Genomic DNA, 19,515 nt, shown 5'->3' on the forward strand with positions numbered 1-19,515 from the left:
TGACAATGCGGCGACAAGTTCCCAAACCGACGATTTGAAGGTAAACTCCGGCCTCCCGCGTGCAATTCCAATCTTTGCGCGCCGCGCGCGCTTCATCCCGAAGCGCCCATCGCATCCCTAACTTTTTCCCGTCAGCCTGGATTGGTTCGCACATACTGCGATAGGCCGTCGCAGGAGCAAACATGTCCACACTCACCTTTGCCGACCTCGGTCTGGCCGAACCCCTGTTGCGCGCTGTCAGCGAAACCGGTTACACCACCCCCACCCCGATTCAAGCCCAGGCCATTCCGCAAGTGCTGCAAGGCGGCGATCTGCTGGCCGCGGCCCAGACCGGTACCGGCAAGACCGCCGGCTTCACCCTGCCGCTGCTGCACATCCTGATGGGCAAGCCGGCCACCCAGCCGGGCCGCCCGCGCGCGCTGGTGCTGACTCCCACTCGCGAACTGGCCGCCCAGGTGGAAGAATCGGTGCAGACCTACGGCAAGCACCTGCCGCTCACCTCCATGGTGATGTTCGGCGGCGTCAACATCAATCCGCAAACCCGCGCGCTGCGCAAGCCGCTGGACATCCTGGTGGCCACGCCGGGCCGTCTGCTGGACCACGCCGGTCAACGCAATATCGACCTGTCCGGCGTTGAAATCCTGGTGCTGGACGAAGCCGACCGCATGCTGGATATGGGCTTTATCCACGACATCCGCAAAGTGCTGGCGCTGCTGCCGGCCAAGCGTCAGAACCTGCTGTTCTCCGCCACCTTCTCCGACGAGATCAAGAGCCTGGCCGACCGCCTGCTGGATAATCCCAAGCTGGTGGAAGTGGCGCGACGCAACACCACCAACGAGCTGGTGGACCAAAAAATCCATCTGGTGGACCGCGACCGCAAGACCGACTTGCTGATCCACCTGATCAAGGAGCACAACTGGTTCCAGGCGCTGGTGTTCACTCGCACCAAACACGGCGCCAACCGCTTGGCGGAAAAACTGGACAAGACCGGCATCCCCTCCGCCGCGATTCACGGCAACAAGAGCCAGAACGCACGCACGCGCGCGCTGGCCGACTTCAAGAGCGGCGAATTGCAAGTGCTGGTGGCCACCGACATCGCCGCGCGCGGCCTGGACATCGACCAGCTGCCGCAAGTGGTCAACTTCGAATTGCCCAATGTGCCGGAAGACTACGTGCACCGCATCGGTCGCACCGGCCGCGCCGGCAGCAAGGGCGAGGCGGTGTCGCTGGTCTGCGTCGATGAGTTCAACTTCCTGAAGGATATCGAGAAGCTCACCAAGCAATCGATCGAGCGCTTCGCGGTGCCGGGCTTCGAGGCCGATCTGTCGGTGAAGCCCGAACCCATTCCGATGGGCGGCGGCAACCGCCGCGGCCAGCCGCAACGCCAAGGCGGCGGCGGCAAGCCGCGCCATCAGCCGGACAGCAAGCCCACCGGCCACGGCCTCCGCTCGCCGGCGTCCAAGCCGCGCCAGGGCCAAGGACAGAGTCAGGCCAAAAACGCCACAAACGGCCAGCCTGGTCAACGCTCGTCGCAAGGCCAGGGTCAGGGCCAGCGCAGCAAGCCCGCCGCCTCGCGTCCGAGCTCGGCGTTGTTCAGCCCGCCGAAGGGCCGCTAAGTCCGCGTGCGCCGCGCCGTGTCCTCGCGGCGCGGCCGCCGCAACGCTGCTTTGCCGACCCCGCGGCAATGGAAGCGCTTTACGCCGGACGCCAAACCTGCCTACGATTCAGCAATAGGCCTTTGAGGCCGACAACAATATCGAGCGGAGACGGCGCACGCCGCGCTCCGCACGGGCAGCACGCATGCCGCGCGCACAGATCGAGCAAGGATCGGGGAAATGATGAGACTTCGCAGCTGGCTGCTGGGCAGCCTGGCTGTAGTCCTGCTGGCGGCAGCTCAGCCGCAGGCCGCGCCACGTCTGAAAATCACCCTGTCCAATCAGGAGTGGCCGCCCTATATGGGCAAGGAACTGCCGTATGACGGCATTTTGTCGCGTCTGGTCAAAGAGGCGTTCGCCCGCGCCAACGTCGACGTCGCCTTCCGTTACTACCCCAACAACCGCACGCTGCAATCGGCGCGCAACGGCACCGTGGACGGCAGCTTCGGCTGGGCGCCGACGTCGGAACGCAAGCAGGATCTACTGTTCACTCAGCCAGTGCTGCATGCGCGCATGGTGTTTTTCCAGCGCCGCAACGCCAACTTCCCCTGGAACGACTTGTCCAATCTGCGCCATGCGCGGGTGGGCGTCACCGTCGGCAATTTCTATTCAGACGAGTTCAATCAGCAGGTCAAGGCCGGCCACCTGATCCCCGACATGGCGCCGGACGACGTCACCAATCTGCGCAAGCTGCTGGCCGGCCGCATCGACTTGTTCCCCATCGACGTGGAAGTGGGCCAATACCTTATCGCCCGCAACTTCCAGCCCCGGCTGGCTCAGCAATTGGAGCCGCAAAGCAAATCGTTCTGGGTAGCGCCGCTGCACGTGGTGATCTGGCGCAAACACCGCCAGGGACCGGAATTGGTGGAGCGTTTCAATCGCGGCTTGAAGGCCTTGCAGGACAGCGGAGAGTTCGATCGCATTGTGGCGGAGACCCGAGCCGCCAGCCTGGCCTACCACAAACCGATCAAGGCCCAGTGAAAAGGCCCGGTACGGAGGATGCGACGCTACAACGCGTCCGTGCTGCTCAACACCACCGGGCGGCCGTGGAAATAGCCCTGGAACCAGTGGAAACCCAAATCTCGGCAACGTTCGAACTGCTCGCGGCTGTCCACCTTTTCCGCCAGCAAGATGCCGTCGAAATCGCTCAACTGCGCCATCAGCGCCGGCAGGCTCTCCGTTTCCACCGCAGCCACGTCCACTTTGACAATATCCACCAGCGGCAGCATCGCCGTCTGGTCCGGCCCCAAGTGGATCACGTCGTCCAAGGCCAGGCGGAAGCCGCGTTGGCGCAACAGCGCCATGCGTTGCAGCAAGGGCTCGGTGACGGTCACCGTTTCCAGTATTTCCAGCACCAGCCGTTCCGCCGGCAATTGGTCCAGGATGGCGTCTTGCAACAAATCGGCGCTGGCGTTGATGAAACCGGGAAACTGGCCCAACACATCCACGCTGCCCAGTTCTCCGAAGGCGTTGCGCAACACCTCGGCGCTGGCGAGCAGATCGTCTCGCACCAAGGCGAAATTGGCCGGGCTGGAACGGAACAATAGTTCAAAAGCCACCAGTTGCTGCTGGCGATCGACAATTGCCTGCCGGCCAAGATAACGTGAAGAATTAGGCATGCCGACGATACTACAGGATATTTCCACCGCCGTTGGGCATCTCCTGCTGGTACCGTCAAAAAATATGACAGCTTATGCCTGACCACCGTCATTAAATGCGGTAAGGTTGCAAATTACCCTCACGTCAGCGAGACCGCCATGTTGCCAACCCGACAAATTCCTCGCGAGGAGATCAAAGCGTTGCCGCTGTTCGCCGGCCTGACGCCGGAACAGGTGCGGCTGGCCGCCACGCCGGAGTTGGCCGCCGCCGCGTTGCGGGCGCTGGGCGGTTGCGCGGTGCTGGGCTTCGACACCGAATCCCGTCCCACTTTCCACAAAGGCGAAAAACCGACCGGCCCGCACCTGATCCAGCTGGCCAGCGACGACGGCGCCTGGCTGTTCCCGGTGCAGGATGGCCAGTGCGCGCCGGAGCTGAAAATCCTGTTGGAAGACCCGCAACGGCTATTGGTGGGCTTCGAGCTCAGTTCGGATCAGTCGCTGCTCAAGCAGCGCTTGGGCATACGCTGCGGCCGAGTGCTGGACTTGGTGTCCTGCTTCGACAGCGACGATGCGCGCATCACCGTCGGCGCGGTGCAGGCGGTGGCGCGGCTGTTCGGCCAGTACTTCCGCAAATCCAAAAAACTGTCTACCACCAACTGGTCCAAACTGCCGCTGACGCCGGCGCAACAGGCTTACGCCGGCAACGACGCCTGGGTGGCGCTGCGGGTGTTCCGCGCGCTGGAAGCGCGCGGACGGCTGCCCCCAACGCCCAAACTCAAGGCAGACGCGTGATCCGGTTCAGCGCCGGCACCGCCACCGGCGACGCCACGGCGAAATAACTCTCCAGCACGTCCACGTCCACGCCGCCGCCAACCCGGTTGCCGCCCTGCGTCAACACCGTGAAGCCGTCGCCACCACCGGCGATGAAGTTATTGACCTGCACCCGGTAGCTAGCCGAAGGATCAATAGCTATGCCGTTGATCTTGATGCTGGCGATGTCCACTTTGTTGCCCACCGGCGCCGCCTGGCTCCAGCTATAACTGAAGCCCTTGGATACTTGCAGAATCTTGACCTTGGACGGATCGCTCCATTGCTGCTCCAGCAACTGATCAATCTGCGTACCGGTCAGGGTCAACGTGGTCATCACATTGCCAAATGGCTGAGTGGTGAACAATTGGTTGTACGTCACATTGCCGCCGCCGCCGGGAATGATGTCGGCGCGCACGCCGCCCGGGTTCATGAAAGCCACTACAGCACCCTGGGCGGCGCCGGCCGCCAATTGCGCGTCGGCCACCACGTCGCCCAAGGCGGTTTCGCCGGCCGTGGACGGGGTGCGATCCAAAGTGCCTCCGGCCTGGCCCACGACTCGATTGGCCACTGGGGCCACCAAATCCTTGTACAGCTTGACCAGATTGCTGACTGAGGTCAGCGGCGCGATGTCGCGCGCCACTACCCGGTTCTGAGCTTGAATGGAGCCGGGCTTGACGTCGCGGGTGGCCGGATCCAGCACAAAGTCGATCTCGGTGAACAACTGACCGTAATTCTTGGCGCTGGTCACCCGGCGGCCGTCTATTACGCAGTTGTAGGCCTGATGGGTGTGGCCGGTGACCACCAGCTTCACAGCCGGATCCAGTTTTTTGACGATGTCGACGATGGGGCCGGACACGCCGTTGCAATCGTTGAAATTGCCACTTTGGTAGCCGCCCTCGTGCACCACCACCACCACGGCGGATACGCCCTGCCGCTTCAGTTGCGGAATCAGTTGGTTCACCGTGGCCGCCTCGTCCTGAAAGCTCAGGCCCTTGATGCCGTCCGGCGACACGATTTCCGGCGTGCCTTTCAAAGTCATGCCGATGAAAGCCACCGGGATGCCGCCGAACTTCTTGATTTCATAGGCGGGGAACAAGGTGCCGCCGTCGCTTTTCTTGACGTTGGCCGCCAGGAATTTGAACTTGGCGCCAACGAACTTGCCGTTCTGGCAGGACGTGGTGGGCGCGTCCGTCTTACAACCGCCGTTCTGCATGCGCAGCAATTCCTGCTGGCCGTCGTCGAACTCGTGGTTGCCCACGGCGTTGAGGTCCAGGCCCAGCAAATTCATCGCCTCGATGGTGGGCTCGTCGTGGAACAAGCCGGACACCAGCGGGCTGGCACCGATCAGATCGCCGGCCGACACCACCACGGTATTGGGCGATTTGGCGCGCAGCGACTGCACCCAGGCCGCCAGATAGTCAACGCCGCCGGCGTTGATCTTGACGGTCTTGCTTGGGTCGGCCGGATCCGGCACCGTCAGTTGGCCCGGCATTTCCAGATTGCCGTGGAAATCGTTGAAGGCGATCATCTTAACCGCCACCGGCTGGCGCGAAACACCGGTGTTCTGATCGCCCGGACCCCAGCCGCCGGAGCCGGCGGAACAGCCAAACAGCGCCAGGCTCGCCGCCAGGCACACGCTCATGGTTTTCAGTTTCACGAAACGCATCCTTGTCTTGTTTGTTGTCGCGCGCGCCGGCGCCGCCGGCCACGATCGAAATGAAGAGACGTCCGTCCACTGCCATGGACCGTGATGGACGCTCCGATCGCGCGCACTATAGCAAAACAAAATGACAAAGAGTTAAAACTTTCGTGATGCGAAACAAATCGCCATGCGGCCTCAGTCGGCGCGCGGCTCAGCCTCAAGCGCCGCCAGCGCGTCCGCGGTGTTGAGATTGGGAAAGAGATGGTCGAACGCGACTTCGACATGGTCCAGCCCAGCCAGCCAGCCGCGGATGGAACGGCCGCCGCCGGCCAGATAGGCGGCCAGGCCTGCGCGAAGACCGGGCCCCAGGGCCAGCAGGCTGGGATGCCAGCCTTCGCGGTCCCTCGCGCTGGCCGCTTGGCGGCCAGCCGCCACTTCCGCCAGCAAGCGACGCGAGAAGTCGGCCGGCAGCCGCACCGCATCGCAAGGCATCACCAACCAGACCGCGCCGTCGTCGCGCTCCAAGGCCGCCAACACCCCGGCCAACGGTCCAGGGTAATCCGGCAGGCTGTCCGGCAGCAGCGGGCAGCCAAAGCCGGCGTACACGTCCAGATTGCGGTTGGCCGAGACCCACACCCGTTCGGGTGGCGGCATCTGCGCGGACAGCGCCGCCAAGGCGTGCGCCAACAACGGCCGCCCGGACAACATCGCCAGGCCCTTGTCGACGCCGCCCATGCGCGTGGCGCGGCCGCCGGCCAGAATCAGCGCCTGGTGGCTCATTGCCAGCGTTCCGCCGCCTGGGCGTCGCTGTATTTGGCGTCCACCCAGCGCGCGCTGCCGTCGGCCAGAATTTCCTTTTTCCAGAACGGCGCGTCCTGTTTCAGATAGTCCATCAGGAATTCCGCGGCGGCGAAAGCGTCGCGGCGGTGGCTGCTGGCCACCACCACCAACACGATGGGCTCGCCCAGACCCAGCCGCCCAACGCGGTGGATGACGGTGGCCGCCTGCAACGGCCAGCGCCGGCGCGCCTCCGCCACAATGGCTTCCAAGGCCTTTTCGGTCATGCCCGGATAATGCTCCAGCTCCAACGCCGTCACGTCGCGGCTGTCGCCGTAATCCCGCACCAGCCCGCTGAAGCTGACCACCGCGCCGCAAGCCGGGTTGCCGGACAGCGCGTCGATTTCCTCGCCGGCGCTGAAACGCTGCGGCTGCACCCGCACCGTGAACGCGTCCATGCTCATCCCCCGGTCACCGGCGGAAACACCGCCACCTCGTCGCCGTCGCTCAAGGCGGAGTCCAGGCGCGCCATCTGCTGGTTCACCGCTACGCGGAACACCCGGTCGGCGGCAAGCTCCCGCGCCCAGACCTCGCCCCGCAGCCGCAACTCCACCAGCAGTTCCCCCACCGTGGCCGCGTCGCTGTCCAAGTGTTCGCTCTCCAGGCCGAACTCGTCCCGCAAGCGGGCAAAATACAAAAGATTCAGTTTCATTGCCTGCCTCTGTGCGCATTAAGCGGATACCGCAGTGTAAGCAATCCGTGCCGGGCCTCCAATACGTCAAGGTAGCTAGGCGCCCGCCCGCAAAAAAGCCCGCTCGCGGCGGGCTGGTCGGGACAAGCCGGCAGATCCTTACTTAACGATCTGCGCCAGTTCGCCCTTCAGGTATTTATTGGCCATGGTGTCCAGGTTGATCGCCTTGATCTTGCTGGCCTGGCCGGCGGAGCCAAAGGCCTCGTAGCGGGCGATACAGATGTCGCGCATCGCGTCGGTGGACACTTTCAGGTATTTGCGCGGATCGAACTCGGCCGGGTGCTGGGCCAGGAAGCGGCGAATAGCGCCGGTGGAGGCCAGACGCAGGTCCGTGTCGATGTTGACCTTGCGCACGCCGTGCTTGATGCCTTCCACGATTTCTTCCACCGGCACGCCGTAGGTTTCACCCAGGTCACCGCCAAACTCGTTGATGATCTGCAGCCATTCCTGCGGCACGCTGGAGGAGCCGTGCATCACCAGATGAGTGTTGGGGATGCGAGCGTGGATTTCCTTGATGCGGTCAATGCGCAGCACGTCGTCGGTGGGCTTCTTGCTGAATTTGTAAGCGCCGTGGCTGGTGCCGATGGCGATGGCCAATGCGTCCACGCCGGTGTCCTTGACGAACTGGGCCGCTTCTTCCGGATCGGTCAGCAACTGGCTGTGGTCCAGCACGCCTTCGGCGCCCACGCCGTCCTCTTCGCCGGCCATGCCGGTTTCCAGGCTGCCCAGGCAGCCGATCTCGCCCTCCACCGACACGCCGCAGGCGTGGGCGAAGTTGACCACGGTGCGGGTGACGTCGACGTTGTAGTCATAGTCGGCCGGGGTCTTGCCGTCGCTCTTCAGCGAACCGTCCATCATCACCGAGGAGAAGCCGAGCTGGATTGAGCGTTGGCACACGTCCGGGCTGGTGCCGTGATCCTGGTGCATCACCACCGGGATGTGAGGGAACTCTTCCACCGCGGCCAGGATCATGTGGCGCAGGAAGGGCGCGCCGGCGTATTTGCGCGCGCCGGCGGAAGCCTGCACGATCACCGGGGCGTTCACCTTGTCGGCGGCCTCCATAATGGCGCGCATCTGCTCCAGGTTGTTGACGTTGAAGGCCGGCAGGCCGTAGCCGAATTCCGCTGCGTGATCCAGCAGCTGACGCATGGAAACGAGAGCCATGGTGTTCAATCTCCGCAAACTGCTCCGCCGGAGCGGAGCATGGTTGGCGCCCGGACCGCGCCGCGGCCCAAGGCGAATTCATCAATTCAGTGTCTGGACACGCTGGACAACAATACGCCGGCGCCGACGAAAGCGCCGCCGGACACCTTGTTGACCAGCTTGAGACGCCGCGCGCTGTTCAGCCAGCCGGCCAAACGCGCGCCGCCGCCGGCGTAAGCCAGCTGCCATGACGCCTCGATCACATAAAACGTCGCCGCCAGGATCGCCAGTTGCGGCCCCTGCGGCTGTTGCGCGTTCATAAACTGCGGGAACAACGCGGTAAAGAAAATAAAGGCCTTGGGATTGCTCATCGCCACCAGGAAACCGGTGCGGAACATGCCCCAGGGCGTGTGCTTGCCGCTCGCCGCCCCGCGGACTTCCTCCACCGGCTGCGGCTGGCTGCGCCAGGTCTTGATTCCCAGATAGATCAAATAGGCGGCGCCCGCGTATTTTACCAAGGAAAACAGCAGTTCGGAGGTGGCCAGCACCGCGCCCAGCCCGGCGGCGGAGCCGAACATGATCAAACCCAGGGCCGTCATCAGGCCAAAACACGTCATCAGCGTGCGCCGCACCCCGTAGTGGATGCCGTGGGTCATCGCCAGCAGCATATTGGGGCCGGGCGTGGCCGAGACGAAAAACACGGTGGTGACGAACAGCAACCAGGTATTGAGCGACATGAATATCTCCGGCGGGTGGGCCATCAGAATGAAACGGCGAGGAATGAAACAGTGTAACGCAAGCCATTCATCCTGATAGCCTTTTCCCAAGCCTTAGAATGTATTTACGATCTCGCGAGCTAAGGCGAGACAAGGCGAAAACGAGCGAAAAAGCGGAATGTACACGTGGTACATGAGCATTTTGAGCTCGTACTCACCGTGCAACGCTTCACGACGCGCAGCAGATCGTAAACAGGTTCTTAGCCGGCGCGCTCGCCCAGGATGGTCACCGCCGGCAACTCCTTGCCTTCCAGGAACTCCAGGAAAGCGCCGCCGCCGGTGGAGATGTAGCTGATGCGCTCGGTGATGCCGTACTTGGCGATCGCCGCCAGAGTATCGCCGCCGCCGGCGATGGAGAAGGCCGGCGAGGCGGCGATGGCCTGGGCCAGGGTCTTGGTGCCGCCGCCGAACTGCTCGAACTCGAATACGCCCACCGGGCCGTTCCATACCACGGTGCCGGCTTTGGCGATGATGGCGGCCAGCTCCCGCGCCGAATCCGGGCCGATGTCCAGAATCATGTCGTCGGCCTCCACGTCCGCCGCGTTCTTGGTCACAGCGGCGGCGGTTTCGGCGAACTCCTTGGCGCAGACTACGTCAGCCGGCAACGGCACATTGCCGCCGCGAGCGCGGATCTTGGCGATCACCTTTTTGGCCTCGTCCACCAGTTCGGCTTCGGCCAGCGATTTGCCGATGGCCTTGCCCTCGGCCAGCAAGAAGGTATTGGCGATGCCGCCGCCCACGATCAACTGGTCAACCTTGTCGGCCAGCGATTCCAGAATGGTCAGCTTGGTGGACACTTTGGAGCCGGCGACGATGGCCACCAGCGGCCGCGCCGGCGCTTGCAGCGCCTTGCCCAGCGCTTCCAGCTCGGCGGAGAGCAGCACGCCGGCGCAGGCGGCCGGCGCGAACTGGGCCACCGCGTGGGTGGAGGCTTCCGCGCGGTGAGCGGTGCCGAAGGCGTCGTTGACGAACACGTCGCACAAGGCGGCGTAGGCGCGGCCCAGGTCGGCGTTGTTCTTTTTCTCGCCCTTGTTCAGGCGCACGTTCTCCAGCATCGCCACTTCGCCGGGCGCCACGCTGAAGCCGGACTGCCAGTCCGCCACCAGGCGCACCGGCCGGCCCAAGAGGCCGGACAAACGCTCCACCACCGGCGCCAGGCTGTCTTCCGGCTTGGGTTCGCCCTCGGTGGGGCGGCCCAGATGGGTCATCAGGATCACGCCGGCGCCGGCCTTCAGGCACAGCTCGATGGACGGCAGGCTGGCGCGGATGCGGGTATCGTCGCCGATGACGCCGTTTTTCACCGGCACGTTCATGTCCACGCGGATCAGCACGCGCTTGCCGGCCAGGGCCTGTTCGGAAAGTTTATTGAATTTCATCGTTCGCTCGCTCGGGTTTGGATTCGCTTGTCGATTGATTCATCGGCGCAGATTCCGGCTTGGCGCCGGGACGGCCGCATTTTTTGCAGTACGGAAAAAAGGCGAAATTGCGCGCGCCGCAGTCGCAGCCGCGGAACAGCTGCAGGCCGCAATGCACGCAGTAGTCGGCGTCGTCGCCGGCAATATTGTATTGATGGTCGCAGGACGGGCAAGTTTTCTTCTGGTAGGCGCCCAAGGCCTGGGCGTAGGCCACGTGTCGCGCGCGCTCGCTCTGGCTTTGCTGCAGTTCGGCGCGCTTTTTCTCCGCGTAGCGCTGGAAGGCCTGGATCATGCGCAGGCCGGCGAACACCGTCAGCGCGATGCCGACGGCCAGCCGCACATAGCCGCCGAAATTGGGCAGATAGGGCAGCAACTCGACAAAGAAGGCGAACAAGGCGAACAGGCCGAAGCCGTAAACGAAGAACCAGTAACGATGAGTCCGGTAACGGCTGAACAGCCATACCGCCAGCAAGAGCAGCGGCAGGATCACCGCCAGCCGCAGCAGGAAGACCTTCAACTCGAAGCGCTGGTAGGCCTGCTGGTAACGATCCTGGGCGACCGTCTCCACCCGGACGATTTCCTCTTGCAGCGTTTGCCGGCTCCGCTCCAGCCCGCGCAGGCCGTCGCTCGCCCGGTCTTCCTTCTGCTGCCATTGCAGGATCTGCGCCTGCAGGGCGTCCAGTTCCCGGGTGCGGCGACTGACTTCGGCGCTTTGCCGCGGATCGGCGCTGGCGGCGCGGCTGGCCAGCCAATTGGCCAAGCCCTTGCGCTGGGTCTGGTAATTGCGCTCCAGTTGCTCACGGGTGGCGCCAAGGTTTTCCAGTTGGGCTCGCTGCGCGTCGTTCTGGCGCTGCAAGGCCTTCTGCCGCTGCCGCAGCGGCTCGATGCCGGCCTGCTGTTGCAGCGTTTCCAGCTGCGGCGGGCCGCCGTCCGGCACGTAGAACAGATCGCGGATCACCAGCTCGCCCAGATTGGACAGAAAGCCGGCGAACACCAAAGCCACCAGCCAGGAGGCCAGCCGGACCCATTTTTCAGGGCGGGACAGTGCTTGGTTTTGTCGCATGCTGCTCTCCTGTAACGGCGGGTTCAGCGGGGGCGATTCGGCGATCGCCCGGCAAGTGTATGCCAAAAAAACGGCCCTACCTTAACATCAATCAAATGCCTGTGGATGTAGCGCCCGCGCTAGCAGACGTAAAAAATCCGGGCCGGCATGGCGCGCCGGCCCGGATTTCCTGGATCACTTCGTCGTCAGCAAGCGAACATCGCGCGCGCGGTGCGCAGCATCTGGCAGCTGAAACCCCATTCATTGTCGTACCAGGCCAGCACCTTCACCATATTGCCGCCGGTCACCTTGGTCAGCGTGGAATCGAAGGTGGAGGCTTCTTCGGTGTGGTTGAAGTCGCCGGACACCAGCGGCAGGGTGTTGTAACTCAGAATACCCTTCATCGCGCCGTTGGCGGCTTCCTTCAGGATGTCGTTGACCTCGTCCTTGGTGGTGTCGCGCGCGGCGCTGAAAGTCAGGTCCACCAGCGATACGTTGATGGTGGGCACGCGCACCGAGAAACCGTCCAGCTTGCCTTTCAGCTCCGGCAACACCAGACCGACGGCCTTGGCCGCGCCGGTCTTGGTCGGAATCATATTGTCGGTGGCGGAACGCGCGCGGCGCAGGTCCTTATGTTTGACGTCGGTCAGCACCTGGTCGTTGGTGAAGGCGTGGATGGTGGTCATCAGGCCTTTCTTGATGCCGATGGCCTGGTGCAGCGCCTTGGCCACCGGGGCCAGGCAGTTGGTGGTGCAGCTGGCGTTGGACACCACGGTCATTTCCGGCTTCAACACGTCGTGGTTGACGCCGTACACAATGGTGGCGTCGACATCGTCGCCGCCCGGCGCGGAGATCAGCACCTTCTTGGCGCCGGCGTCCAGGTGGGCCTGGCATTTGTCCTTGCTGGTGAAGGCGCCGGTGCATTCCAGCACCAGGTCCACGTCCAGTTCCTTCCACGGCAGCTCGGCCGGGTTGCGGGTGCTGAAGAACGGGATCTTGTCGCCGTTCAGGATCAGGTGCGCGTCGTCCTGCTCGACCTCGCCGGGGAAGCGGCCGTGCACGGTGTCGAACTTGGTCAGGTGGGCATTGATGTTGAGATCGCCGGTGGCGTTGACGGCCACTACTTTGAAATCGTCGTGCAGCTGGTTTTCGTAGATGGCGCGCAGTACCTGGCGGCCGATACGGCCGTAACCATTGATGGCGATGCGGATAGTCATGCTTCTAAATCTCCTGGGGACGATCCGGAGCGCCCGGCTTCCCGGCCGGCGCTCCGCGTGTTGTGTAGTGCGTCCACTACATGAAACGGCGAACAAAAGGCCATTGCTTTCGCAATGGCCTGTCTTTACATCACAGCAGCGCTTTGGTCTTGGCCACGACATTGTCGACGGTGAAGCCGAAGGCCTGGAACAACTGCGGGGCCGGGGCGGATTCGCCAAAGTGGTCGATGCCGACCACGTCGCCGTCCAGGCCCACGTATTTGCGCCAGAAGTCCGGATGGCCGGCTTCGATCGCCAGCCGCGGCAGGCCCGCCGGCAGCACGCTGTCGCGCCAGGCCTTGTCTTGCCGGTCGAACACATTGGTGCACGGCATGGACACCACGCGCACGGCGACGCCTTCCGCCGCCAGCGCCTCCTGCGCCTTCAGCGCCAGTTCCACTTCGGAACCGGTGGCGATCAGCACCGCGCGGGCGCCGGCGGCGTCGCGCAGCACGTAGCCGCCCTTCTGGATCGCGGCCAGCTGCGCCGCGTCGCGGGCGACGAAGGGCAGGTTCTGGCGGCTCAGCACCATGCTGCTCGGCGTGGTCTTCTGCTCGACGGCGTGCGCCCAGGCCGCCGCGGTTTCGGCGGTGTCGCACGGACGCCAGGTATGGTGGTTGGGGATGTAACGCAGCGTGGCCACTTGCTCCACCGGCTGGTGGGTGGGGCCGTCTTCGCCAAGGCCGATGGAATCGTGGGTGAACACGAAAATCGGGTTGATCTTCATCAGCGAAGCCATGCGCAAGGCGTTGCGGGCGTATTCGCTGAACATCAGGAAGGTGCCGCCGTACGGACGCAGGCCGCCGTGCAGGGTCATGCCGTTCATGATGGCGGCCATGCCGAACTCGCGCACGCCGTAGCTGATGTAGTTGCCCTGGCCGTCGTGGTCTATCCACTTGGAGCCGGACCAGTTGGTCAGATTGGAGCCGGTCAGGTCGGCGGAGCCGCCGACGAATTCCGGCAGCGCCGGCGACAGCGCTTCCAACGCGATCTGGCTGGCCTTGCGGGTGGCCACGGTCTGGGCGGCGTCGGCGATCTTGGCCAAGGCGGCAGCCTTGGTCTCTTCCCAGCCGGCCGGCAGCTCGCCCTGCATGCGGCGGCTGAATTCGGCTGCCAGTTCAGGGTAAGCGGCGCGGTAGGCGTCGAAGCGCTTGTTCCATTCGATCTCGGCCAGCGCGCCCTTGTCGCGCGCGCTCCACTCGGCGTAAATCTCGGCCGGGATCTCGAACGGCGCGTGCGGCCAATTCAAGCCTTCTCGCGCGGCGGCGATTTCGACCGCGCCCAACGGCGAGCCGTGGCAATCGTGGCTGCCCTGCTTGGTGGGCGCGCCGAAGCCGATGGTGGTCTTGCAGCAGATCAGCGTCGGACGCGCGCTTTCCTTCTGCGCGGTGGCGATGGCGGTGGCCACTTCCACCGGATCGTGCCCGTTGACGTTCTTGATCACCTGCCAGCCGTAGGCTTCGAAGCGGGCCGGCGTGTCGTCGGTGAACCAGCCTTCCACGTGGCCGTCGATGGAGATGCCGTTGTCGTCCCAGAAGGCGATCAGCTTGTTGAGCCCCCAGGTGCCGGCCAGCGAGCAGGCTTCGTGGCTGATGCCTTCCATCAGGCAGCCGTCGCCCAGGAAAGCGTAAGTGTGGTGGTCTACGATCTGATGGCCGTCGCGATTGAACTGCGCCGCCAGCATTTTCTCGGCCAGCGCCATGCCCACCGCGTTGGTGATGCCCTGGCCCAGCGGGCCGGTGGTGGTTTCAATGCCGGGAGCGTAGCCGTATTCGGGATGGCCGGGCGTTTTGGAGTGGAGCTGACGGAACTGCTTGAGGTCTTCGATGGAGAGGTCGTAACCGGAGAGGTGCAACAGGCTGTAGATCAACATGGAACCGTGACCGTTGGACAGCACGAAGCGGTCGCGGTCTGGCCAGTTGGGGTTGGCCGGGTTGTGTTTCAGGTGATCGCGCCACAATACTTCCGCGATGTCTGCCATCCCCATCGGGGCGCCGGGGTGACCGGATTTGGCTTTTTCAACAGCATCCATGGACAGGAAACGGATGGCGTTGGCAAGCTCGGTACGGGTGACCATTTCGGGAAAACCTCAAGACTTGTGTGGAAACCGGGACGACGGCCGCGCCATCCGAACATGCCTCCGGCATGGACCAACCGTCGCAAAATCATGGAATTATCGCTGATTTTCACCATAGGCGGCAACCGCCCCGCCGCGCGGAATACCGTGGCGGCATGAAGGGGTATGAAAAATAGCCGGATGCGGCCGTTTTGCAAGATAATGCCGATGCAGGCGTAAAATGCATTTTGAATCAAAAGCCTGCGAATGATTCCGCTCCCGATTTCATCGATGACGAATGGGCATAATGCGGATAAGAGGCGCAGGCGGGGAAACCCGCGTCGCAAATCGCGGTCAGTCTGGCTCTGCCTTTTTGCCGCGCAAACGACGCAACGACGCGAGCCGGCCGGCGCCGCCAAGCGCCGCCGGCTTGTTTGGCACAACCTTTTTTGGAGATTTAGATGCAATCATTCGATGCCCTACCCGCTCCGCGCAAAGTCGCTTTAGGACGCGGCTGGCGCTGGATCGTGGAGGCCTTCTACATTGTTCGCCAGCAGCCGCTGACCTGGATTTTGCTGGCGCTGGCCTATCTGGTGATCAATTTCATCGTCAGCATGATTCCCTTGCTGGGCGGCCCGCTGTCCTTCTTCCTGGCGCCGGTGTTCGCCGCCGGCTTCATCCTGGCGGCGAAAAAATGCGAGCAGGGATCGGAGCTGGAACTGGGCGATCTGTTCGCCGGCTTCAAGACCGCGCTGCGGCCGCTGATCAATGTGGGCATGCTGTACCTGGCCATCCTGATCGTCATCGGCGTGGTGCTGGGCCTGTTGATGGGCGCGATGGGCGTGAGCGTGGCCAAGAGCGACCCCAACGCGATCCCGGTGATCGCCGGCCCCATCGCGCTGTTCGCCTTCATCGGCGGCGTGGCTATCTTCCTGGTCAGCCTGGCTTACTGGTTCGCGCCGGCGCTGGTGACGCTGAACCAGGCCGGCCCGTGGCAGGCGATCCGCGCCAGCCTGCAAGCCGGCCTCGCCAACTGGGGCGCGGTATTGGTAAGCGGTCTGATGCTTGCGGTGCTGGCCTTCATCGCGATGATTCCGCTGGGCCTTGGCCTCTTGCTGTGGTTCCCGGTGCTGTACGTGACCGCCTACACCGGCTGGAAAGATATTTTCGGCCAGTCGGCGACGCCGGCGCGGCCGGACGAGCCGGTGGTGTTTTAAGAACCTGTTCAACGTCTGCTGCGCGTCGGCGATACGGCGTTAAAACCGCTGCGAAATGCTCATGTACCATCGCTTCCTCAGCCGTTTTCGCCTTGTCTCGCCTTAGCTCGCTAGATCGTAAACACGCTCTAAGCCCGGCTCGCCTCTTCAATCAAGCCCCGCCCAGCGGGGCTTTTTCATGCCCTCACAGCAGCATCGCGGCGGCCCAGCCAAAGCCCAGCAAGGGCAGGTTGAAGTGCAGGAAAGTCGGCACCACCGTGCCCCACATATGATCATGCTGGCCATCTGCGTTCAAACCGGCGGTCGGCCCCAGAGTGGAATCCGACGCCGGCGAGCCGGCGTCGCCCAAGGCCGCGGCCGTGCCGACCAGCGAAACGATGGCCAGTTCGGAAAACCCGAACCCCAAGGCCAGCGGCACGTAGATGGAGGCGATGATGGGGACGGTGGAGAAGGACGAGCCTATCCCCATGGTGATCAGCAAACCCACCAACAACATCATGAAAGCGGCCAGCGCGCGGTTGTCGCCAATCAGCGCCACCGAGGAACGCACCAGCGACTGGACGTCGCCGCTGGCGTTCATCACGCTGGCGAAGCCCGCCGCGGCGATCATGATAAAGCCCACCTGGGCCATCAGGCGCATGCCCTGAGTGAAATGGCTGTCCAGTTCGGTCCAGCGCATCACCCCGGAGCCGGAGATCAAGGCAAAACCCACCAGGCCGCCAAACACCATGGACCCGGTCCACAGCTGCGCCAGCAAGGACAGCAACAAGGCCGCGCCAATGGACACCCGCTGCCAAGGACCCAATTTGACGCTGCCGTGTTCACCGCCGGTCACGGCGACATCCTGGTAACTGCGCCGCCGCCGATAGCTGAACAGCAAGGCCAGCGCCAGACCAAACACCATGCCCGACGCTGGGATCAGCATAGCCAAAGGCGCCGCGCTCAAGCCAACCTGAAAGCCGCTGGCCGCGCCGGCCTTGTTGATGTTGCCCACCAGGATATCGTTGAGGAAGATGGCGCCGAAGCCGATCGGCATCGTCATATACATCACGGTAATGGAAAAGGTGATGGCGCAGGCCACCGCGCGCCGGTCCAGTTGCAGCCGGTTCATCACCAGTAGCAAAGGCGGCACCAGGATGGGGATGAAGGCGATATGCACGGGAATGACGGTGCCCGAGGCGAAACCGGCCAGCACCAGGCAAGCCAGCAAACTCCACTTGACCACGCGCAGCATGCGCTCCGAATGCCCTCCGTGCTGGATGTAGCCGACCATCCGGCCCGACAGCCCCTGCACAATGCCGGTGCGCGACAGCGCAATGGCGAAAGCGCCCAAGGTCGCATAGGCCAGCGCCACCGGAGCGCCGGCACCCAAGCCCCCGTTGAACGCTTGCACCACCGCCTCTGGCGACATGCCCGCGTAAATGCCGCCAATGGCGGCGGAAAGAATCAGGGCCAACACCACCGGCACCCGCGACAGGCTCAAAGCCATCATGACCAATACGGCTAACACTACGGCATTCATCGGAGTCTCCTCGTTCACGCCCGTCTTGGCGGGCGCGTCGATAGTCTGGCGTCCCGGCACCGCCGGGCTCCACTCCCCGAACTACGCGCATCATGGTCTGATGGCTCATGATTATCAGCTTCGCCTCCGGCTTGCCGGAGACGAGCGCGCCGGCCCAGGAAACACCTGGAGCCGGCGTTTTACAACCCGCCGCTTTCCCTTTACGCGGTGGGCTGAGTGCTTACAGCGACGGCAGCAGGCCGGTCTCGACGAAACGGTTGTAGGAACCGCTGGCCACCAGCGCGGCGGCTTTCTCGATGTCCGGCGCGAAGTAGCGGTCCTTGTCGTAGAAGCTCACCTGCTCGCGCAACTCCGCCTTGGCCGCTTCCAGCTTGGCCGAGGTCTTGTGCGGCGCGCGGAAGTCCACGCCCTGGCAGGCGGCCAGCAATTCCACCGCCAGGATGCCGGCGGTGTTGCCGGCCATGTCGCGCAGACGGCGGCCGGCGAAAGTGGCCATGGACACGTGGTCTTCCTGGTTGGCCGAGGTGGGCAGGCTGTCCACCGAGGCCGGATGCGCCAGCGATTTGTTTTCCGAAGCCAGGGCCGCGCCGGTGACCTGGGCGATCATGAAGCCGGAGTTGACCCCGCCGTTATTGACCAGGAAGGGCGGCAGCTTGGACAGATTGCTGTCGATCAGCAGCGCCATCCGGCGTTCGGAGAGCGAGCCGATTTCGGCAATCGCCAGCGCCAGATTGTCGGCGGCGAAGGCCACCGGCTCGGCGTGGAAGTTGCCGCCGGACAGGATGTCGTTGTCGGCGGCGAACACCAGCGGGTTGTCGGACACTGAGTTGGCTTCCACCACCAGCACCGCCGCGGCTTGGCGAATCTGGGTCAGGCAAGCGCCCATCACTTGCGGCTGGCAGCGCAGCGAGTACGGGTCCTGCACCTTGCCGCAGTTTTCGTGCGAGCCTTCGATCTCGCTATGTTCCAGCAGGCTGCGGTAAATACGGGCGGCGTCGATCTGGCCGGCGTGGCCGCGCACAGCGTGAATGCGTTCGTCGAACGGCGTGCGGCTGCCCAGCGCGGCTTCCACCGACAGCGCGCCGGCCACCGAGGCCGAGGCGTACAGGTCTTCCGCGGCGAACAGACCTTCCAGCGCAAAGGCGGTGGACGCCTGGGTGCCGTTCAGCAAGGCCAGGCCTTCCTTGGGCGCCAGAGTAATCGGCTCCAGGCCGGCGGAGCGCATCGCCACCGCGCCCGGCACGCGGGTGCCGTTGACGAAGGCTTCACCCTCGCCGATCAACACCGCGCTCATATGCGACAGCGGCGCCAGATCGCCGGACGCGCCCACCGAGCCTTTCTGCGGAATCACTGGATAGATGCGCTGGTTGAACAAGGTGACCAGCGCCTCGATCACCAGCCGGCGGATGCCGGAAAAACCGCGCGCCAGCGAGTTGATTTTCAAAGCCATCACCAGGCGCACGGTGGATTCGTCCATCGGCGCGCCGATGCCGGCGGCGTGGGAGAGCACGATGGAGCGCTGCAGCAATTCCAGCTCTTCCGGCGCGATGCGGGTATTGGCCAGCAAGCCGAAACCGGTGTTGATGCCGTAAGCGGTGCGGCCTTCGGACAGCACCCGCGCCACCGTGGCGGCGGAGGCGTCGATGGCGGCGTGGCTGGACGGATCCAGTTTCAGTTGCAAACCGGTTTCACGTGAAACGCGACGCAGCTCGGCCAGGCTGAGCGTGCCGGGAACAATATTCAATGCCATCTTGAGGTTCTCCTTCTAAAGCGTTTGCAGCGCCGCTCGCCGCGGTGAGCGCTGGTTTTGTGTTATCGCGCCCTGCCGGCAAGCGGCTTGAATGTTCCGGCGAGC

At 64.0% G+C, this 19,515-nt stretch carries 17 protein-coding genes; 4 read left to right on the plus strand and 13 right to left on the minus strand.

Translation table 11 applies throughout. The annotated features are described in order from the left end of the window. Positions 1 to 182: 182 nt before the first annotated feature. The gene (locus HA052_RS08370) at positions 183 to 1,616 is read left to right on the plus strand and encodes a DEAD/DEAH box helicase (RefSeq protein ID WP_166451575.1); all 1,434 of its coding nucleotides are present in this window, start codon (positions 183 to 185) and stop codon (positions 1,614 to 1,616) included. Positions 1,617 to 1,835: 219 nt separating this feature from the next. Continuing rightward, positions 1,836 to 2,636 carry a substrate-binding periplasmic protein gene (locus HA052_RS08375; RefSeq protein WP_206118828.1) on the plus strand — a complete coding sequence of 267 codons (801 nt, stop codon included), beginning with the start codon at positions 1,836 to 1,838 and terminating at the stop codon, positions 2,634 to 2,636. A 26-nt stretch (positions 2,637 to 2,662) separates the two neighbouring features. Here HA052_RS08375 and HA052_RS08380 read toward each other — a convergent pair whose 3' ends face one another. Further along, entirely contained in the window at positions 2,663 to 3,274 is a 612-nt protein-coding gene (locus tag HA052_RS08380) for an EAL and HDOD domain-containing protein (RefSeq protein WP_166451576.1), read from the minus strand. Positions 3,275 to 3,412: 138 nt separating this feature from the next. Between HA052_RS08380 and HA052_RS08385 the strand changes: the two genes are divergently transcribed. Then, positions 3,413 to 4,045 carry a 3'-5' exonuclease gene (locus HA052_RS08385; protein ID WP_166451577.1) on the plus strand — a complete coding sequence of 211 codons (633 nt, stop codon included), beginning with the start codon at positions 3,413 to 3,415 and terminating at the stop codon, positions 4,043 to 4,045. Here the strand turns inward: HA052_RS08385 and HA052_RS08390 are convergent. The 10 genes from HA052_RS08390 to tkt form a co-directional block, all read right to left on the minus strand. Then, positions 4,029 to 5,720 carry a 5'-nucleotidase C-terminal domain-containing protein gene (locus HA052_RS08390; protein ID WP_166451578.1) on the minus strand — a complete coding sequence of 564 codons (1,692 nt, stop codon included), beginning with the start codon at positions 5,718 to 5,720 and terminating at the stop codon, positions 4,029 to 4,031. The genes HA052_RS08385 and HA052_RS08390 overlap by 17 nt on opposite strands. A gap of 180 nt (positions 5,721 to 5,900) precedes the next feature. Beyond that, complete coding sequence (gene mobA / locus HA052_RS08395; RefSeq protein WP_166451579.1) at positions 5,901 to 6,485, minus strand: molybdenum cofactor guanylyltransferase MobA; 585 nt, start codon at positions 6,483 to 6,485, stop codon at positions 5,901 to 5,903. After that, entirely contained in the window at positions 6,482 to 6,940 is a 459-nt protein-coding gene (gene moaE / locus HA052_RS08400; RefSeq protein WP_166451580.1) for a molybdopterin synthase catalytic subunit MoaE, read from the minus strand. Before moaE ends, mobA begins: the two co-directional genes overlap by 4 nt. A 2-nt stretch (positions 6,941 to 6,942) precedes the next feature. Further along, a complete protein-coding gene (locus HA052_RS08405) occupies positions 6,943 to 7,194 on the minus strand; it encodes a MoaD/ThiS family protein (RefSeq protein ID WP_166451581.1) in 252 nt (83 codons plus the stop codon). A 138-nt stretch (positions 7,195 to 7,332) separates the two neighbouring features. Next, positions 7,333 to 8,397: a class II fructose-bisphosphate aldolase gene (fba, locus tag HA052_RS08410; protein ID WP_166451582.1), complete on the minus strand. Its 1,065-nt coding sequence runs from the start codon at positions 8,395 to 8,397 to the stop codon at positions 7,333 to 7,335. A gap of 86 nt (positions 8,398 to 8,483) precedes the next feature. Next, a complete protein-coding gene (locus HA052_RS08415; RefSeq protein WP_166451583.1) occupies positions 8,484 to 9,113 on the minus strand; it encodes a LysE family translocator in 630 nt (209 codons plus the stop codon). Positions 9,114 to 9,352: 239 nt separating this feature from the next. Continuing rightward, entirely contained in the window at positions 9,353 to 10,528 is a 1,176-nt protein-coding gene (locus tag HA052_RS08420; protein ID WP_081547455.1) for a phosphoglycerate kinase, read from the minus strand. After that, on the minus strand, positions 10,515 to 11,630 hold the full coding sequence (locus HA052_RS08425) for a zinc ribbon domain-containing protein (RefSeq protein WP_166451584.1): 1,116 nt from the start codon (positions 11,628 to 11,630) through the stop codon (positions 10,515 to 10,517). The genes HA052_RS08420 and HA052_RS08425 overlap by 14 nt, the downstream gene beginning before the upstream one ends. 185 nt (positions 11,631 to 11,815) lie before the next feature. After that, entirely contained in the window at positions 11,816 to 12,826 is a 1,011-nt protein-coding gene (gene gap / locus HA052_RS08430) for a type I glyceraldehyde-3-phosphate dehydrogenase (protein WP_166451585.1), read from the minus strand. A gap of 130 nt (positions 12,827 to 12,956) precedes the next feature. After that, positions 12,957 to 14,942: a transketolase gene (gene tkt / locus HA052_RS08435; protein WP_166451586.1), complete on the minus strand. Its 1,986-nt coding sequence runs from the start codon at positions 14,940 to 14,942 to the stop codon at positions 12,957 to 12,959. Positions 14,943 to 15,382: 440 nt separating this feature from the next. Between tkt and HA052_RS08440 the strand changes: the two genes are divergently transcribed. Further along, positions 15,383 to 16,138 (plus strand): BPSS1780 family membrane protein, encoded by a 756-nt coding sequence (locus HA052_RS08440; RefSeq protein WP_081547463.1) that lies wholly within the window; start codon positions 15,383 to 15,385, stop codon positions 16,136 to 16,138. A gap of 184 nt (positions 16,139 to 16,322) precedes the next feature. Here HA052_RS08440 and HA052_RS08445 read toward each other — a convergent pair whose 3' ends face one another. Beyond that, on the minus strand, positions 16,323 to 17,660 hold the full coding sequence (locus HA052_RS08445; protein WP_081547465.1) for a Na+/H+ antiporter family protein: 1,338 nt from the start codon (positions 17,658 to 17,660) through the stop codon (positions 16,323 to 16,325). Positions 17,661 to 17,880: 220 nt separating this feature from the next. After that, a complete protein-coding gene (gene hutH / locus HA052_RS08450; protein WP_166451587.1) occupies positions 17,881 to 19,410 on the minus strand; it encodes a histidine ammonia-lyase in 1,530 nt (509 codons plus the stop codon). Between the last annotated feature and the right edge of the window lie 105 nt (positions 19,411 to 19,515).

The organism is Chromobacterium fluminis (assembly GCF_011602385.1).
Lineage (GTDB): Bacteria > Pseudomonadota > Gammaproteobacteria > Burkholderiales > Chromobacteriaceae > Chromobacterium > Chromobacterium fluminis.

Coding starts and splice junctions, on each gene's coding strand:
- HA052_RS08380 (WP_166451576.1), bottom strand. CDS start 3,274: ATGCCTAATTCTTCACGTTATCTTGGCCGGCAGGCAATTGTCGATCGC.
- fba (WP_166451582.1), bottom strand. CDS start 8,397: ATGGCTCTCGTTTCCATGCGTCAGCTGCTGGATCACGCAGCGGAATTC.
- moaE (WP_166451580.1), bottom strand. CDS start 6,940: ATGGACGCGTTCACGGTGCGGGTGCAGCCGCAGCGTTTCAGCGCCGGC.
- tkt (WP_166451586.1), bottom strand. CDS start 14,942: ATGGTCACCCGTACCGAGCTTGCCAACGCCATCCGTTTCCTGTCCATG.
- HA052_RS08405 (WP_166451581.1), bottom strand. CDS start 7,194: ATGAAACTGAATCTTTTGTATTTTGCCCGCTTGCGGGACGAGTTCGGC.
- HA052_RS08445 (WP_081547465.1), bottom strand. CDS start 17,660: ATGAATGCCGTAGTGTTAGCCGTATTGGTCATGATGGCTTTGAGCCTG.
- HA052_RS08415 (WP_166451583.1), bottom strand. CDS start 9,113: ATGTCGCTCAATACCTGGTTGCTGTTCGTCACCACCGTGTTTTTCGTC.
- HA052_RS08385 (WP_166451577.1), top strand. CDS start 3,413: ATGTTGCCAACCCGACAAATTCCTCGCGAGGAGATCAAAGCGTTGCCG.
- HA052_RS08370 (WP_166451575.1), top strand. CDS start 183: ATGTCCACACTCACCTTTGCCGACCTCGGTCTGGCCGAACCCCTGTTG.
- HA052_RS08425 (WP_166451584.1), bottom strand. CDS start 11,630: ATGCGACAAAACCAAGCACTGTCCCGCCCTGAAAAATGGGTCCGGCTG.
- HA052_RS08440 (WP_081547463.1), top strand. CDS start 15,383: ATGCAATCATTCGATGCCCTACCCGCTCCGCGCAAAGTCGCTTTAGGA.
- mobA (WP_166451579.1), bottom strand. CDS start 6,485: ATGAGCCACCAGGCGCTGATTCTGGCCGGCGGCCGCGCCACGCGCATG.
- HA052_RS08420 (WP_081547455.1), bottom strand. CDS start 10,528: ATGAAATTCAATAAACTTTCCGAACAGGCCCTGGCCGGCAAGCGCGTG.
- HA052_RS08375 (WP_206118828.1), top strand. CDS start 1,836: ATGATGAGACTTCGCAGCTGGCTGCTGGGCAGCCTGGCTGTAGTCCTG.
- hutH (WP_166451587.1), bottom strand. CDS start 19,410: ATGGCATTGAATATTGTTCCCGGCACGCTCAGCCTGGCCGAGCTGCGT.
- gap (WP_166451585.1), bottom strand. CDS start 12,826: ATGACTATCCGCATCGCCATCAATGGTTACGGCCGTATCGGCCGCCAG.